Raw genomic sequence first — 16,255 nt, 5'->3', positions numbered from 1 at the left:
ATTTGAGGAAGAAGGAAAATTCAATAAAATCAATTTTTGGTCGATAAACAGTTGACAAAAAACTTATCTCTGTGGTAAGGAAACTGAGTTCTATCGGTTGGGCGATCGCCCCTTTAGAAGACTATCAGTCAAATGCGATGCTCGATCGCGCGGCGATTTGGATTAGGGACAATAACTCGGCATTTAAGTCAACCTAATCAAACGTAAAACGCGATCGCGCTGTCTTATCCGCGATTTCTTTAACAAGTCGGGGATTTGGGGATAATGATAAAATAAAAAAATTCCCAATCCACAAGCAAAAATCGACTCATTGATGTAAAGCTATGTCTGAAAGTTCCTTTGATAAAACTAATTTGGGGTGGCAATTAGGCCAGTCGCAACAGCGATTGCAGGAGTGGTGGGAACTAAAAACTGCCCAAAATATACCGAATGTTAAATTGCCATCTTGGTTTGATTCCCCCATCTTGGGGGCGATCGCTAAAGCCGTCTTTTGGTTAATTTTAGCATTGCTGGCAGTCTGGGCGAGTTGGCAGATTTGGCAACTGTCGCGTTTTTATATTCATAATTTCAAAAAGAGAAATCAAACAACTGATGGCAGTGCGAAACAAACAATGAAAGATTTGTCCGTAGCAGAGTGGTTGTTGCGATCGCAAAATTTGCAGCAACAAGGGAAATACCGCCAAGCTTGCCGCTGTCTTTACCTGGCGGCGTTGCAGCGGTTAAATGATGCGGGAACCGCGATTCACCAACCCAGCCGCACTGATGGCGAATATTTGCAATTAATCGAGCAATTACCCCAGCCAGCGCCTTACGAAACTTTGATAAAAATACATCAGCAACTATATTTTGGGAATAGGGAAGCTTCCGTCTCAACCTTTGAAGAGTGTCAGCAAGCTTATCAACAAATTAAGGATTAAGTAGGTAAGCGCAAAAAAAATAATAATATCCAATCGATAATTTTAGGGGCGGGTTTTACCAACAATAATTGCCAAAAACAGATAATCTCAAAAACCCGCACCCAATGGCAAATCGCCATCTAATTCTTTCAATATATAAGGGTTCAAGGTCGTACTCGAATAACCGGCGCAGCATCTAAGAGTACCACCTTGAAACGGTTCTATAAGAGCGAAGTAGCAAATGGGTTGAAAACGACGAAACTAGCACCTACCCCAGCAATACGATATTAGCGTTGGTGATATCGTTGTTCTCAATATCGGTATAGCCACCTTGCAGGCGAATCCCCTCTTGCCTGACATTGCTAACTTTGTTGCTGTCTCGCGTACTAGCCGAACGCAAGTCAGTAATTCGATCGATGACAATGCTCGCTGCTGTTAAGCTAGCGAAGATTTTACCCGCCTACCTCACTTTCTTGAAAAAAGCTGTAGTGAGGAATCAGACTGATAAAAAGCATTTAACTACTTGCGGGACATATTAGTAGAGCAAGGATTCCTCACCCTACTAACAGCCTTAAATCAGAGTAATTGAAGCGAATGCCGGATCGCCCAAGAAATTACCTCCGGCAAAGCCAAAAGTCACGTCCCCAGTCGTCAGCACAGAACTATTCTGAATCGTCAGACTAACGCTAGTTTGACCGGGACCAAAGCTAACCGTCCCTCCACTAATATTCCCACCAGATGGACTGAGAATGGTGTAGTCTGTGGGGTATATAAGTTCACCATCATCAACAATCAGATAGTCTACCGAAGCCGAAACCGCAGGATTACCGCCAGTCCGATTAATCGTAACAACTCCAGTACCACCCTCAAGAATAGCATCAGGAGTCGGACTGTAAAAGAACTTAACCGGAGGCACAGGAGTAGTATCAATAATCCTCAAAACTGCCAGTGACGGACTAGCCACACTGCCACCACTCAAGAACAAACCCACCGTTTCAGTATTCTCTATGAGATCGTCAGGTAAAGTTGGAACCGAAACTTGTGCGCTAGTTTGTCCGGCTGCAAAATTGACCGTTAGAAACACACTGGAGTAATCCACTTGAGAACCCGTAGACTTAGCACTACCGCCACCCGTGCTGAACGTAATCGTACTCGGTGCGATAAGGTTGCCACTGCGATTGATGGTAATCGCCGCAGCGCTGCCCTCGGGCACGCTGTAATTAGCCGCACCGAAGAAATAGCTTGAAACGGTCGTTGCCGCCGGAGTTACCGTTGTCCCAGTTGGCGTCGGAGTTACCGTTGTCCCAGTTGGCGTCGGAGTTACCGTTGTCCCAGTTGGCGGCACATCACTAATCGTCAAAATGGACGGATTACTGACATTGCCACCGAAGAGCACCAAATTCACCGTTTCCGCCGATTCCACATTCAAATCAGTCAAAGTCGGCACGGTGAAACTAGAGGTTGTTTGCCCCGCAGCAAAATTCAACACCCCCGTCGCCGAAGTGTAATCTCCAGCAGTGCCTGCTGAACTTGCGGAACCGTCAAAAGTACCGTAGCTAATGGTTGCAGCCCCCGTGCCACCGGTGCGAGTAACGTTAATCGTAGCCACGTTGCCTTCAGCCACCGTGTAATTTGGTTGGGCGAACTGGAAAAGACTTGGAGACGTCGGAGTCGGCGTCGGAGTTACCGTTGTCCCAGTTGACACCACATCATTAATCGTCAAAATGGACGGATTACTGACATTGCCACCGAAGAGCACCAAATTCACCGTTTCCGCCGATTCCACATTCAAATCAGTCAAAGTCGGCACGGTGAAACTAGAGGTTGTTTGCCCCGCAGCAAAATTCAACACCCCCGTCGCCGAAGTGTAATCTCCAGCAGTGCCTGCTGAACTTGCGGAACCGTCAAAAGTACCGTAGCTAATGGTTGCAGCCCCCGTGCCACCGGTGCGAGTAACGTTAATCGTAGCCACGTTGCCTTCAGCCACCGTGTAATTTGGTTGGGCGAACTGGAAAAGACTTGGAGATGTCGGAGTCGGCGTCGGAGTTGGCGTCGTCCCGGTTGGCGGCACATCATTAATCGTCAAAATTGACGGACTACTGCCGACATTGCCACCGAAGAGCACCAAATTCACCGTTTCCGGCGATTCCAATGTCAAATCACTCAAAGCCGTCACGGTGAAACTAGCGGTGGTTTGCCCCGCAGCAAAATTCAACACCCCCGCCGACGTTCCAGTGTAATCCGGTGCACTGCCTGTTGAACTTGCCGAACCGTCAAGAGTAGAGTAGTTAATCGATCCAGCCGCCGTGCCACCGGTGCGAGTAACGTTAATCGTCGCCACGCCGCCTTCAGCCACCGTGTAATTTGGTTGGGCGAACTGGAAGATACTTGGAGATGTCGGCGTCGGCGCCGGAGTTGTCCCCGGAGTTGGCGGCACATCATTAATCGTCAAAATTGACGGATTACTGGCGACATTGCCACCGAAGAGCACCAAATTCACCGTTTCCGCCGATTCCAAAATCGAATCACTCAAAGCCGTCACGGTGAAACTAGCGGTAGTTACCCCCGCAGCAAAATTCAACACCCCCGCCGCCGTAGTGTAATCCGCTGCTGTGCCTGCTGAACTTGCCGAACCGTCAACAGTAGCGTAGTTAATCGATGCAGCCGCCGTGCCACCGGTGCGAGTAACGTTAATCGTAACCGGGCCGCCTTCAGCCACTGTGTAATTTGGTTGGGCGAACTGGAAGATACTTGGAGTTGTCGCCGCCGGCGTCGGCGTCGGCGTCGGCGTCGGCGTCGCCACATCATTAATCGTCAAAATTGACGGACTACTGCCGACATTGCCACCGAAGAGCACCAAATTCACCGTTTCCGGCGATTCCAAAATCAAATCACTCAAAGCCGTCACGGTGAAACTAGCGGTTGTTTGCCCCGCAGCAAAATTCAACACCCCCGCCGACGTTCCAGTGTAATCCGGTGCAGTGCCTGCTGAACTTGCCGAACCGTCAAGAGTAGAGTAGTTAATTGATGCAGCCGCCGTGCCACCGGTGCGAGTAACGTTAATCGTCGCCACGCCGCCTTCAGCCACCGTGTAATTTGGTTGGGCGAACTGGAAGATACTTGGAGATGTCGGCGTCGGCGCCGGCGTCGGAGTTGGCGTCGGCGTCGGCGTCGGCGTCGGCGTCGGCGTCACATCAAGGCCTTGATATTGAATACTCCGCACTAGGTAGTCGGAACTATCGCTTTTGATGGAGGTGCTAGTGGCGTAGGCAGAGGTGGGGCTATCGTAGGCTTTGGCGGAGAACCGTAATTCGTCAAAAGCAACGCTAGTGGAATTTGCTTGTATCTGGAATGTGAAATTGCCATCGGCACTATCGCCAATGAAAGTCACTCCATCTGAAGACACACCGATCGCTTTTTGAGGGTTAGGAGGGGTGAGGCGAGCGATCGTAAAATTGCTGGCCGATACCTCCGTCCCATTATTAAAGAGTTTCAGCAAACCAACTTCATTGCCTTGATCGTTCACTGTAGAACTTGATTTGGGAAGTAATCCACTGAGGCCGATCGTGGCGCTAGTAATGTCTTTGTTATCTGCCCATTTCACCTTCAGCACCTGAGATTTATCGGTGTTGGGGTCATAGTTGATTTCCGCCCGAAGTTTATTGACATCGGTAAACCAACCAGGATAATCAGATGGGACACCAATACCACCGGGACCGCCGTAGCTCAACCAGCTTTTAGGGTTTTCGTTCGTTGCTAAGGTGAGGTTGCTGATGGCAGTAGGGTTGGTGTAGTTCGTTTCCGCGCCATCAAAAGCTATCCCAGACAGTTGGATGCCTTGATTCTGGGCGGCAGTAGGCCATTGTGTAATTAGGTCACTGACATTGCTGTAATTAGTGGTTGTACCCAAAGAACCAGTGAATAAAGTAGCCATAGCTTCTCCTTTGATGATGAGTAATTAAAGATTAGAAGTGACTGAAAACCAGAGGTTGGGCTTTCTTGTAGCGATCGGTCACTGCAAGAAAAATTTTCTCATACGTGTAGGTAAATCAAGTAAAAATGCTTGCCCCATAAGCATCTGAAGGTATTATTGCCCCCGATCGAATGTAGAGTGTAAATAATTACACCTACTTACACATATTTACATAGATAGGTCTAACTTTCATCATCAATAAGTTTTATCCGGAAAAATTGCGATCTTTTTTTCAGCCCTATAAAAAGCGGGTTTTCCACATCTGTAGAGGAGAGCTTAAATCCCACATTCCGGGTCCCCCAAGAGGCCGCGTTCACTGCTTCAGCGGACAAAAGTGAATCAGGAGAGACAAGAGTGAGTAAAAATACTCATGATTTTATATGTCTAAGCATAACCCAGTTGGGAATTTCTGAAAATTGAGGTTCGGGCGTAAGTTAAATCTGATTCCATTAAAAATGCGATCGCTAAAAAACCAAGTTTATTGGTGCTCCGTAATGTGATTGACGATCGCTAAAATATGTCAAATGGGTTCTACATGAGGAGTGAGTTGATTCATTCAAAATCCGCCCTCATGTTATATTTATTTGTACTTACTTACTTACTTACTTAACGAGCGATGAACTTGTCAAAGCGTAGGTTATGGTTGTTGGGAGCGATCGCCATTACTGTAATAATTATCATTACCCTGCTATTTGCTCCTGCTAACAACAAAGTCAACAGCGGTTCTACTTATAATAGAGCGCCGGACGGCTACGGAGCCTGGTATGCTTTTATGTCAAAACGGGGAACCGAGGTTCAGCGCTGGCAAAAACCTTTTGAAGACTTTGCTAAAAACCAAGATACAAAACCGCCCAGTACACTTTTACGTATTTATAGTAAATTGATACCAGAAGGTGTTTCTGAGACAGATAAAAAGTGGGTGGAACAGGGCAATACTTTGGTAAATTTGGGAGTTCGCGCCCCGGTGACATCAGCACCTTTTAGTAGCTTGCACCCAGCTTCAGCCGGGGAAATCAAGATTGACACCGGGCGGAGATACCCCAGCGACAAAAAACAAGTTTTAGACGATCAATTTGGGGCAATTGTTTGGAAAAAACCAGTGGGAAAGGGTACAGTTTATTTTGCCAGTACCTCCCATTTAGCTGCTAATGCTTATCAGGATTTTCCAGGTAATTATGAATTTTTAGCAGGGCTGGTTACTCAATTAGAAGGTGGAGAACAAGAAATAGAAGGGGCCCAGCAGGCTCTAGCAGTGAAATTAATCCAAAATTCAATCGACCCGCAAAGCCAGGGAACAAGTAAAATCCTCAATAAAGTCTGGGTAGACGAATACATTCACGGTTACAAAGATCCAGAAGTTATTGAACGGGAATACGAGGGGAATTTATTCACTTATTTAGCCAAAACTCCTCTATTGCCAGTTTTGATACAGGGTACAATTATTTTATTCGTTGCTATTTTTGCCGGGTGGAACAGGTTTGGACAGGCTGTAACTATATCAGCGCCGCAGGTTGACAACAGCGAAGCTTACATTCAAGCATTAGCGGGTGTTTTGCAAAAAGCAAACAGCACTGATTTTGCGGTAGAAATTATCGGAAAAGAAGAACAGTTACAACTGCAAAAAGCATTATTATTGGGACAGGGATCGCTGGAAAGTGAAACCCTAACAAATGCTTGGGTTGAGCAAACAGGGCGAAAAGCGACAGAATTGTCAGAACTTCTGCCCTCGCCATCTCATAAACGCCGAATCAGCGATTCAGATTTGCTAGCCTGGTTGGGTAAATGGCAGCAGATCCGTCAACATCTCCCCTCTGACAGGAAAAATCTCAAATGAGCGAAACAAACTCGATTTTTAAACGCCTCAGCCAAGCCCTCGACAAAATAGTTGTGGGTCAATCTTCCACAGTACAGCACTTGCTAGTGGCACTTTTGAGCGGCGGCCACGTAATTATTGAGGGAGTCCCTGGAACCGGGAAAACTCTACTTGTAAAAGCGATCGCCCAATTGATTCAAGCAGATTTTCGTCGCATTCAACTAACGCCGGATATTTTACCGTCGGATATATTGGGAACGAATATTTTTGATTTTGACAGCCACAGTTTTACCCTGAAAAAAGGGCCAGTGTTTACTGAAGTTTTGCTGGCGGATGAAATTAATCGCACGCCTCCGAAAACCCAGTCAGCGCTGCTAGAAGCAATGGAAGAACAGCAGGTAACGTTAGACGGTGAGACTTTAGCACTGCCAGAATTATTTTGGACGATCGCCACTCAAAATTCCCTAGAATTTGAAGGCACTTATCCGCTACCAGAAGCTCAGTTAGACCGATTTTTATTTAAACTGGTGGTTGACTATCCCGATGCAGCCGCCGAAAAGCAAATGTTGCTGAACGCAGAGGCAGGATTTCGCGCCAAACGCCTCGATTTAGCTAGGATCAAATCTTTAGCAACGGTAGAGCAAATAATTAGCGCCCGTCAAGCAGTACAAACAGTCAAAGTAGAAGAGAAAGTGCTCGATTACGTGCTCGCTTTGGTACACAATACGCGAAAACATCCCGATTTGGCATTGGGTGCTTCTCCGCGATCGGCAGTAGCTTGGTTGCAAAGCAGTAAAGCTCACGCTTGGCTAGTCGGCAGGGATTATACTACTCCTGATGATGTCAAGGCAATTGCACTGCCGCTTTTGCGTCACCGTCTGATTCTCAAACCAGAATCGCTGCTAGATGGGTTGCAAATTGATTCGGTAATTGCTTCGGTATTAAAACAAGTCGCTGTACCGAGGTAAACTGAAATATAACTATGACGATCGCAATCAAAATTCTGGATCGTAATGATTTAGATATTCTCAAGAATGTCGATCCAGATGTCTTTGACAACTCGATCGATATCCCACGTACTGAAGAATTTTTGACAGACTCGCGCCACCATCTGGCTGTTGCAATCGATGACGATCGAGTTGTCGGCTTTGTCTCAGCAGTTCATTATGTTCATCCCGACAAGGCACGTCCGGAACTGTGGATTAACGAGGTTAGCGTAGCAGAAACTCATCGTCGGCAAGGTTTGGGGAAGCGTTTGATGAATGCAGTATTTGAGGTCGCTCGTGAGTTGGGTTGTACAGAAGCTTGGGTGCTTACCGATCGCGAAAATACAGCAGCGATGAATCTGTATTCGGCTGTTGGTAATCCAGAAACACCGAGCGATTGTGTTATGTTTACGTTTCGTTTGGAGGAATCGAATTCATGACAAAAAATCTTTATTACGCAAGTATTGTAGGAATTGAGCTCAAAAATACCACACCAGAAGTATGAAGAAGTCTCTAAACGAAGTCAAGAAGCTTGAAGACCTTCCAAACATTGGGAAATCAATTAGTGAGGATTTGCGAAGCATTGGTATTGAGCAACCAGATCAACTTAAAACGCGATCGCCATTAGAAGTCTTTCACGAACTTGCTAATGTCATGGGACATCGCCACGATCCATGTGTACTTGACGCTCTCATTTCTGTCAAAAGATTCCTCAATGGCGAACCAGCTAAGCCTTGGTGGAGTTATACAGGTGAACGACGTAAGCTACTTGCAAATCATCTAAAGGGAGAAAGCAAATGAAATTTGGATATACAATTATTTACGTTGCTGACGTACTAAGTTCATTGACTTTTTTTGAAATGGCTTTTGGGTTCAAAAAGAAGTTCATTGATGAATCAGGAGATTATGGTGAACTTGACACTGGGGAAACAACTTTATCTTTTGCTACACATTCTCTAGGCGCGTCAAATTTCCCAAATGGTTATATTTCGGCTGCTTCATCGGATAAACCTTTGGATGTTGAAATAGCATTTACCACTGATTCAGTAGAAATGGCATATCAACAAGCGATCGCAGCAGGTGCATTAGAGTTAAAAGCACCTCTCAAAAAACCTTGGGGTCAGATTGTTTCTTATGTTAGATGTCCAGACGCAACTCTCGTTGAATTGTGTACACCAGTATCTTAATCAGAAATTGTAATGATTCCTGCTATTCGCCTTTATTTTCTGTTAGCGATCGCCATTCCGATCGCCCTTTTGCTCGCTATGCTGGTAAATCAGCAGACAAGTATTATCGGCACTTTGCTATTTGACTGTTTAATTGTAGGTCTAGCCATTACCGACGCACTGCGCGTAAAATCTCATCGGGTGCAAGTGACGCGCCATCCGTTGCACAGACTTTCGATTGGGCGAGACAATCCGGTTGTACTGTCAGTGCGATCCTCTCCGAGGGCTGCGCTAACGGCAAATCAAACAGCTAAAATTCGCCTGCGCGACTCCTATCCGCTAGAGTTTGATGTCTCTCAACCGATGCTGGAAGCAGACCTCAATCCTAACAGCGATGAGGAATTAACTTATACGATCCGCCCGTCAAATCGCGGAGAATGTAAGTGGGGAGACATTCAAGTGCGGCAGTTGGGAAACTGGGGTTTAGCATGGAACGACTGGAAAATACCTGCTAGCGAACAAGTTGTCGTTTATCCCGATTTAGTGATGTTGAAAGAACTCTCTATTCGGCTAACATTGGAAAATAGCGGCACAATGCGGCGGTTACAAAAACTCGGCATGGGAACTGAATTTGCCGAACTGCGGGAATATGGTATTGGTGACGATCCTCGCTTGATTGATTGGAAAGCTACTGCGAGGCGATCGCGCCCTTTAATCAGAGTTTTAGAACCAGAAAAAGAGCAAACTTTGATTATTTTACTCGACAGGGGACGGCTGATGACCGCGCGAGTGCAGGGTTTGAAGCGCTTTGACTGGGGAGTGAATGCAGCGCTGTCTTTAGCCTTGGCTGGACTAAATCGGGGCGATCGCGTGGGAGTCGGCGTGTTCGATCGGGAAATCACGACTTGGATACCCCCGGAACGCGGTCAACATCAACACTCTAAATTAATTGAACGCCTGGCGCCAATTCAGCCAGTTTTGTTAGAACCAGACTATGTTGGTGCTGTAACTAAATTAGTAAGTCAACAAACTCGCCGTGCATTAGTTGTGCTAATTACTGATTTAGTAGATGTCACAGCTTCTACGGAAATGCTTTCGGCATTAGCGCGTTTAACACCTCGTTATTTGCCTTTTTGCGTAACCTTGCGCGACCCTCTAGTTGACCAAATCGCTCACACTTCCACCGTGGAAATCACACCTGCTTATAATCGTGCTGTCGCTTTAGATTTACTAGCACAGCGTCAGGTAGCTTTTGCACAGTTGAAACAAAAAGGGGTTTTGGTTTTGGATGCACCAGCCAATCAAATTAGCGAGCAATTAGTTAACAGATATCTGCAACTTAAGTCGCGGAATCAGCTTTAATTTTCTCAGCTTCCGCAGCATTAGCAAAGTAAGGTAAAGGCCCTTTGAGAACAGACCAGTTTTTATAGATGAAACCGATTACCCAAGGGGCTGACAAAGCAAAAAATAAGACACCTAGCTGTATTTGCGATCGAAATATCTCTAAAGTGCTTCGTGTTGGATTGTCAAAAAATATTGGATATGACAAATCCCAAATTGTAAAACAAAGACTTCTGATTAGGAAAAAAATTATTAGTACAAGTAAGCTGCGGGTTTTTACATATAAAATTGCGAAGATTAAGGTCAAAATAATCATCGCTATAAAATTATTATATACCAAAGTTCCCCACAGCAGACACATAGCTATTATTGCTGTAATATTTCCCCATTTGCCAGCCCATCTGTGTAGCAGAATACTGATAAATAAAGACGCATTAACTAGGGGAGATATTACATAAGCATAGATGGGGAAAATTAAGTAGTAAAGCGCTGGCGAAAAGGATTTTGAAGCTGTGATTAAAATCCCGGTATTTCTATTATCAGTCAGTATTTTTTCTACAAAGGAAGGTACAATAAAAGACAAAGGATAATAAAATATTCGGAAGACGCCTACTCCAAAAACCACGCTAGCGATCGCCAGACATACTAATGGCAACCATTGGTAGCGATCGGGAACTTTCCCAACCAGATATTTAATTTCAATTCCCGCTAGCCTGCATTGTCGCCACACCAAAGCTAGTAACAAAATCATTAAATAAGTTTCAGCTATTTTATCAACAAATGGATCTAAGGGTGTTTTACCATCGAACGGTATCCCCCGTGTATAGCCAATCATTCCCATTTGAAAGTAAATGCCTATACCCAATAAGAAGTACCATCCAAATATATGCCGAACCTTGATGAGAAAAAAAGGATTGTCTTCGGGAGAGCTGATGTTAGTAAGAGTCATGATTTTAATTAATTACTGGACTTGATATGGCTAGGTAAGATGCGTCTTAGTCCGCTAGGAGTGGACTTCGTTTGTGTAACGATTTCAAGCTCAGAATTATCTAGGAACTTCAGCCGATCGCCTTTTACTGCAATACATCACCAACAGCGCAAACAACCCGATCCCTGCCAAATACTTCAACGGATCGGGAATTGCCGGATTTGGCGAGAAAAAACCCTCGATCGTACCAGCAATTACCAACATCGGCACAATTCCAAATACCAATTGTGCAGCTTGAGTACCGTAAAATTTCATAGCATCAGCACGACGATATTTGCCAGGAAAAAAGATGGCGCGGGCGATGATTAAACCAGCGCCGCCAGCTAAAAAAATCGCCGGCAATTCCAGGGAACCGTGAGGAAATACAAAGGCCCAAAAAGGGTAAGCTAAATTGTGCTGAGCTACTAAACTGGCGATCGCGCCGATGCTCACTCCATTAAATGCCATAATATAAACAGTGTAAAGACCGAAAACAATCCCTCCCCCAACAGCCGCAAAACATACGGATAGATTGTTAGTCATAATACCGCTAGAAGCTAAAGGTTCGATTCCCACAATTGAACCCATCCACAATTTCCCGTCATCGCGTACCGTTTTAATCAAATGTCCAGGAACTACTAGGGACAAAAACGCCGGATCTTGCCAAGCAAACCACCAAGCAATCAACGCCATTACTAAAAAAATACCCGTCGCAGTCGCCGTATAACCAAACGTCTGCTGTACCGTAGCCGGAAAACCCCAGCGGCAAAACTCCACTACAGCTTCCCAATCTTGGCGGCGCGAACCTTGGTAAATTTGGGTGTAGCCGCGAGAAGTTAACCTTTGTAAATCTTGTAACAAAATATTACCGACTTCATTTGTCTTCGCCCTAGCCAAATCCGCCGAAACAGAACGGTACAAACTCGCTAATTCCCTGATTTCAGACGCAGGGAGGGACTTTAGCCCCTTTTTTTCTACTTGCTGTAAAAGAGTGTCCAACCGTTTCCAGTTGGGTTCCCGCCGCGCGATCCAACGTTTAATATTCATAAAGTTTTGACTAAGTTATATTAGATATAGCTTAAGATAGTTGTAAATTTTCCGCCTCACAGAATTATACCCATCCAGTCATGCCTAAACAAAATCTTAGTTCTTCTGGACAAACAGGCCCCTTGAGCGTCGGTAATGTTGTTAGTGCTAGTTTACGGATTTACCGCGACCATTTTAAGCCATATTTTGGTTTGGCATTCGTAGCTTATCTGTGGTTGTTAGTTCCGATTTACGGTTGGGCTAAATTTTCTGCGATTTCAGCGCTCATTTCTCGTCTGGCTTTCGGTGAAGTTAGGGAAAAGCCAGAGACTGTCAGTGATGCTCGCCGTGAAGTGAATCCTCGGATGTGGAGTTTTTTCTGGGCGGGTATATTGACCTTTCTGATTTACATTGGGGTATACGTGGCAGGTACGATCGCTATGGCAATATTGGCAGTGGGGGCTGCTGCTATTTTTGGGCAAAATTACGTAATTGTTGGAGCTTTTGTGGTAGTTGCGGTCATTGCTTTCTTAATTATCTATATCCGACTTCTCTCTCGCTTGCTGATTGTTGAGTTGCCGCTGGCGATGGAGGACAATCTGAATGCTAGTTCAGCAATCAGTCGCAGTTGGCAGTTAACTAAGGGGTCGGTCGGACGCATTCAGTGGATAGTTTTTGTGGGCTTTTTGGTTTCACTCCCTATCACGATTGTTGTGCAGATCCTTACGGTGATCGTTCAACTTGTTTTAACTCCACTTTTGGGCGCAGAAACGGGTCTATTTTACTTAGTTTATTATCTTCTAATTTTGCCCTTGAGCTTTGGCAGCGGTGCGCTTGTGACTCCTTTTTGGCAGGCTATGAAAGCCATTATCTACTACGACATCCGCAGCCGTAAAGAAGGTTTTGGTTTGAAAATGCGCGATCGCTAATTCAGCCTCAGTCCCAACATAAAATTTGCTCAAATTTATGCGACTTTTTAATCGATTCACTCTCCACACTCCCGAAAGTGTAGAACTCGAATTTACCTTAGCGGGAATTGGCAACCGAGCATACGCATTGCTGATAGACTATATCATTTTGGGTTTAATCATAGTAGTGTTTCTATTAGGTGCGCTGATATTTAATTCAGTGTTGCTTGAGACGATCGCAAAGTTGCTAGGAAGTACCAATCGCTTAGAAATCTGGTTGATAGCAGTTCAGGCATTAATTGGTTTTTTCATTTATGTAGGTTACTTTGTATTTTATGAAACGGTGTGGTCTGGTCAAACACCAGGCAAGCGTTATGTCAAAATTCGAGTAATTCGGGATGATGGCCGTCCAGTCAGGCTTCCGCAATCAACACTACGGGCTTTGCTGCGACCTTTTGACGACTTATTTTTTATAGGTGTATTTTTCATAGTTTTAAACCAGCGGGAAAAACGTTTAGGAGATTTGGTAGGAGGCACCATGGTAATTCAAGAAGAACAACCTCTGACAACTGCTGCATTTGCATTGAAAGTATCAACATCGGCTCAATCCCTAGCAAATAAACTGCTGATCGAGGCCGATATTTCCCGCTTGCTGCCCGAAGATTTTGCTGTAATTCGAGAGTATTTGCAGCGCCGCGAAGCTATGATACCAAATGCCCGAAATGAAGTGAGCAAACAACTGGCGAGCCAGGTGAAACAAATCATTGCTTTGGACAAACTGCCGATGAAACTTGATGCTGATGTTTTTTTAGAGGCTGTATACCAAGCTTATCAGCAGCAAGCGGACAATTAATATCCAGTCCGGTTAATTACTTATAAATCCACGGGCATAGGGAATTGGGCATTAATCTGACTAAAGCAGGAATTATGCACTTACCCTCCTATGATCTGTCAGGGGCAACTCTACAATAAACTCACTTCCTTCGCCAACCTGACTGACGCAACTGATCTTGCCGCCGTGAGCTTGAACAATTACCTGATAGCACACTGAAAGTCCTAAACCAGTACCTTTACCGACAGGTTTAGTAGTAAAAAAGGGGTCAAAAATCTTGTCTTGAATTTCGGCAGGAATGCCAGTTCCTGTGTCGCGGACAGAAATTGTTACCCAGTCCGGCTCGCTTTGCCAACTGCGGATGGTTAATTCCCCCGGCTTTCTAGTTGACTGGAGCGCATCTAAAGCATTGTCAATCAAATTATAAAATACTTGGTTGATTTGACTGGCATCACATTTTACTAGCGGCAAACTACCGTATTGTTTGTCGATTTTGATATTTGTTTTTAGTTTATTTTGCAGCATCAAGAAACTGCTTTCTAAACCTTCATTCAAGTCTACTGGTTGTAATTCAGCGTGGTCTAAGCGAGAAAAATTTCTCAGCGTCATCACGATCGATCGAATCCGTCCGCTGCCTTCCCGCATCGACTTGAGCAGTTTGCCAAAGTCTTCTCGAATGTAATCGAGTTCGAGTTCTTCATTGATTCTGACAATTGCTGCCGCTGCTTCTGGACAGGCATTCCCGGCCAGTTCTAGAGCTTCGTCCAAGACTTTGAAATATTCTTGAGCGTGAAACAAGTTAGCGTGGATGAAATTATTGGCGTTGTTAATTTCGTGAGCAATTCCCGCTACCATTTGCCCCAAACCAGACATTTTTTCGCTCTGAATCAATTGCTGCTGCGTCGATCGCAATTCTTGGAACGCTGCTTGCAATTGCTGGGTTTGAGCTTGAGATTTGACCGCAGCTTCTCGGACTTTACTATAAAGTTCTGCTTGCTGAATGGCGATCGCCATTTGGTCTGCTAGCTGCGACAGCAACTCCATTTCTTGCCGCTGCCAGTTGCGGGTATCCCCGCACTCGTGAGCGATCAGCAAACCCCACAGTTTACCGGGAAATTTTAAATTACAACTTCCGGCTATAGGAAGTGAATTTTCTTCGCTTCGGGAGGTAACAATCGGCACGATCAGATTAGCTTTTACCTGCAAACTGTCTAAGAAATCAACGTGGCAAGGCTCTAAACCGGCATTAAAAATATCATTAATTGCTTTGACTCGCCCTTGCTGGTAAAGATCGGCGTAATCTCCCCTAAAACACTTATCGGCCCCCATATCTCCTAAAATTGAAGGCCAAGGAACCGTCATGTTTTCAACGACAACTTTTCCCTGCCAGTTGTCTTGAAACTGGTAGATAATTACTCGATCGCACTGCAACAGTTGGCGGACTTCCCTCACCGCTGTTTCCAGGATAGTTCCCAGATCTAGGGTACTGCGAATTTGGTTGCCGATCAGCCGCAGCAGCGATTCTCGTTCGGCTTGGCGACGGGTGTTGCTATAGAGTTTGGCTTGATTGATCGCGATCGCCAATTGCGATCCTACCCCTTCTAAAAGCTGCCGTTCCCAATCAGTCCATTCCCGTTCGCGATCGCACTGATGCAAGCCAATTATGCCGTTCACTTCACCTTGATAGCGAGTAGCTACTGCCAGCATGGACTTAATCTCCAAAGCTTCGGCAATCTTTCGGGTTTGTTCGTTCAATCCCGGAAAATCCAGAAACTTCGTCAGAGCTAGCGACTCTTGCTGAGACACCACTGCAGCCAAGTGCGGGTTATCAGTCATCGGTACTTTCATGCCCAGTTGGATCGGATAGTCTCCGGCGTTGTACTCTCCGCGCGTGACTAAAGTTTTTTCTGTATTTGATTCTTTGACTAAAATGCTCACGCGGCTGCACTGTAGCACTTGTCCCAGCAATCTGCAGGCAGATGTCAAAATTTCTTCTATGTCAAGTGTACTGCGAATTTCGTTATTAATTTGGTTCAGCAAGTTTGATAACTGAACTTGCTGCTGCATCTGCACGATCAGGGCTTTTTGTTTGTCTACTTCCGGCAGCGAAAGACTTTCTTCCTGCCTCCACTTTTCAGGTTCAGGCAACCGCGAAGTTAATCTCGGCGAGGGGTTTTCGTGTTCTTGTATTTTTAAAGACATATTTACTCAGCATTGGTACAGTATTTTGATTGAGCCTGGTTTTTTAGACCTGTGCTTACCCCGCCAAGATCCCGATCGTAGCTACCAGGATTTTTGGAACATCTTAAGACATTATAAAGGATGCAGCCAGAGCATAGCAATTATT

At 45.3% G+C, this 16,255-nt stretch carries 15 protein-coding genes; 10 read left to right on the top strand and 5 right to left on the bottom strand.

Annotated elements, in window-relative coordinates; translation table 11 throughout:
- Positions 1-71: 71 nt before the first annotated feature.
- On the top strand, positions 72-197 hold the full coding sequence (locus tag QUB30_RS14305) for a hypothetical protein (RefSeq protein WP_333334274.1): 126 nt from the start codon (positions 72-74) through the stop codon (positions 195-197).
- 126 nt (positions 198-323) lie between these two features.
- A complete protein-coding gene (locus QUB30_RS14300; protein WP_333334272.1) occupies positions 324-917 on the top strand; it encodes a DUF4129 domain-containing protein in 594 nt (197 codons plus the stop codon).
- Between the two features lie 247 nt (positions 918-1,164).
- Here QUB30_RS14300 and QUB30_RS14295 read toward each other — a convergent pair whose 3' ends face one another.
- Both QUB30_RS14295 and QUB30_RS14290 read right to left on the bottom strand, forming a co-directional pair.
- Entirely contained in the window at positions 1,165-1,296 is a 132-nt protein-coding gene (locus QUB30_RS14295; protein ID WP_333334270.1) for a hypothetical protein, read from the bottom strand.
- A gap of 171 nt (positions 1,297-1,467) precedes the next feature.
- Positions 1,468-4,830, bottom strand: a complete 3,363-nt coding sequence (locus tag QUB30_RS14290) for a Calx-beta domain-containing protein (RefSeq protein WP_333334268.1) — start codon at positions 4,828-4,830, stop codon at positions 1,468-1,470.
- Between the two features lie 655 nt (positions 4,831-5,485).
- On the opposite strand from QUB30_RS14290, the gene QUB30_RS14285 reads away from it, so the two are divergent.
- The 6 genes from QUB30_RS14285 (at position 5,486) to QUB30_RS14260 (ending at position 10,196) form a co-directional block, all read left to right on the top strand.
- Complete coding sequence (locus QUB30_RS14285) at positions 5,486-6,703, top strand: DUF4350 domain-containing protein (protein WP_333334266.1); 1,218 nt, start codon at positions 5,486-5,488, stop codon at positions 6,701-6,703.
- Complete coding sequence (locus QUB30_RS14280; RefSeq protein WP_333334264.1) at positions 6,700-7,650, top strand: MoxR family ATPase; 951 nt, start codon at positions 6,700-6,702, stop codon at positions 7,648-7,650. The genes QUB30_RS14285 and QUB30_RS14280 overlap by 4 nt, the downstream gene beginning before the upstream one ends.
- A gap of 14 nt (positions 7,651-7,664) precedes the next feature.
- The gene (locus tag QUB30_RS14275; RefSeq protein ID WP_333334262.1) at positions 7,665-8,108 is read left to right on the top strand and encodes a GNAT family N-acetyltransferase; all 444 of its coding nucleotides are present in this window, start codon (positions 7,665-7,667) and stop codon (positions 8,106-8,108) included.
- A 61-nt stretch (positions 8,109-8,169) separates the two neighbouring features.
- Entirely contained in the window at positions 8,170-8,469 is a 300-nt protein-coding gene (locus tag QUB30_RS14270; protein WP_333334260.1) for a helix-hairpin-helix domain-containing protein, read from the top strand.
- Positions 8,466-8,855, top strand: a complete 390-nt coding sequence (locus QUB30_RS14265; RefSeq protein ID WP_333334258.1) for a VOC family protein — start codon at positions 8,466-8,468, stop codon at positions 8,853-8,855. Before QUB30_RS14270 ends, QUB30_RS14265 begins: the two co-directional genes overlap by 4 nt.
- Before the next feature lie 12 nt (positions 8,856-8,867).
- Positions 8,868-10,196, top strand: a complete 1,329-nt coding sequence (locus tag QUB30_RS14260; protein ID WP_333334256.1) for a DUF58 domain-containing protein — start codon at positions 8,868-8,870, stop codon at positions 10,194-10,196.
- Here the strand turns inward: QUB30_RS14260 and QUB30_RS14255 are convergent.
- Entirely contained in the window at positions 10,174-11,124 is a 951-nt protein-coding gene (locus QUB30_RS14255; protein ID WP_333334254.1) for a type II CAAX prenyl endopeptidase Rce1 family protein, read from the bottom strand. The genes QUB30_RS14260 and QUB30_RS14255 overlap by 23 nt on opposite strands.
- 96 nt (positions 11,125-11,220) lie before the next feature.
- Entirely contained in the window at positions 11,221-12,189 is a 969-nt protein-coding gene (locus QUB30_RS14250) for a stage II sporulation protein M (RefSeq protein WP_333334252.1), read from the bottom strand.
- Positions 12,190-12,269: 80 nt separating this feature from the next.
- Here QUB30_RS14250 and QUB30_RS14245 point away from each other — a divergent pair, with 80 nt between their 5' ends.
- Both QUB30_RS14245 and QUB30_RS14240 read left to right on the top strand, forming a co-directional pair.
- Positions 12,270-13,097 (top strand): DUF975 domain-containing protein, encoded by an 828-nt coding sequence (locus QUB30_RS14245; protein WP_333334250.1) that lies wholly within the window; start codon positions 12,270-12,272, stop codon positions 13,095-13,097.
- Between the two features lie 37 nt (positions 13,098-13,134).
- Positions 13,135-13,929: an RDD family protein gene (locus tag QUB30_RS14240; RefSeq protein ID WP_333334248.1), complete on the top strand. Its 795-nt coding sequence runs from the start codon at positions 13,135-13,137 to the stop codon at positions 13,927-13,929.
- A gap of 72 nt (positions 13,930-14,001) precedes the next feature.
- Here QUB30_RS14240 and QUB30_RS14235 read toward each other — a convergent pair whose 3' ends face one another.
- Positions 14,002-16,110, bottom strand: coding sequence for a GAF domain-containing protein (locus tag QUB30_RS14235; RefSeq protein ID WP_333334246.1), 2,109 nt, complete (start codon positions 16,108-16,110; stop codon positions 14,002-14,004).
- Positions 16,111-16,255 lie beyond the last annotated feature (145 nt).

It is taken from the genome of Microcoleus sp. BROC3 (assembly GCF_036702515.1).
Classification (GTDB): domain Bacteria; phylum Cyanobacteriota; class Cyanobacteriia; order Cyanobacteriales; family Microcoleaceae; genus Microcoleus.
This window is presented reverse-complemented; position numbering and strand designations above follow the sequence as displayed.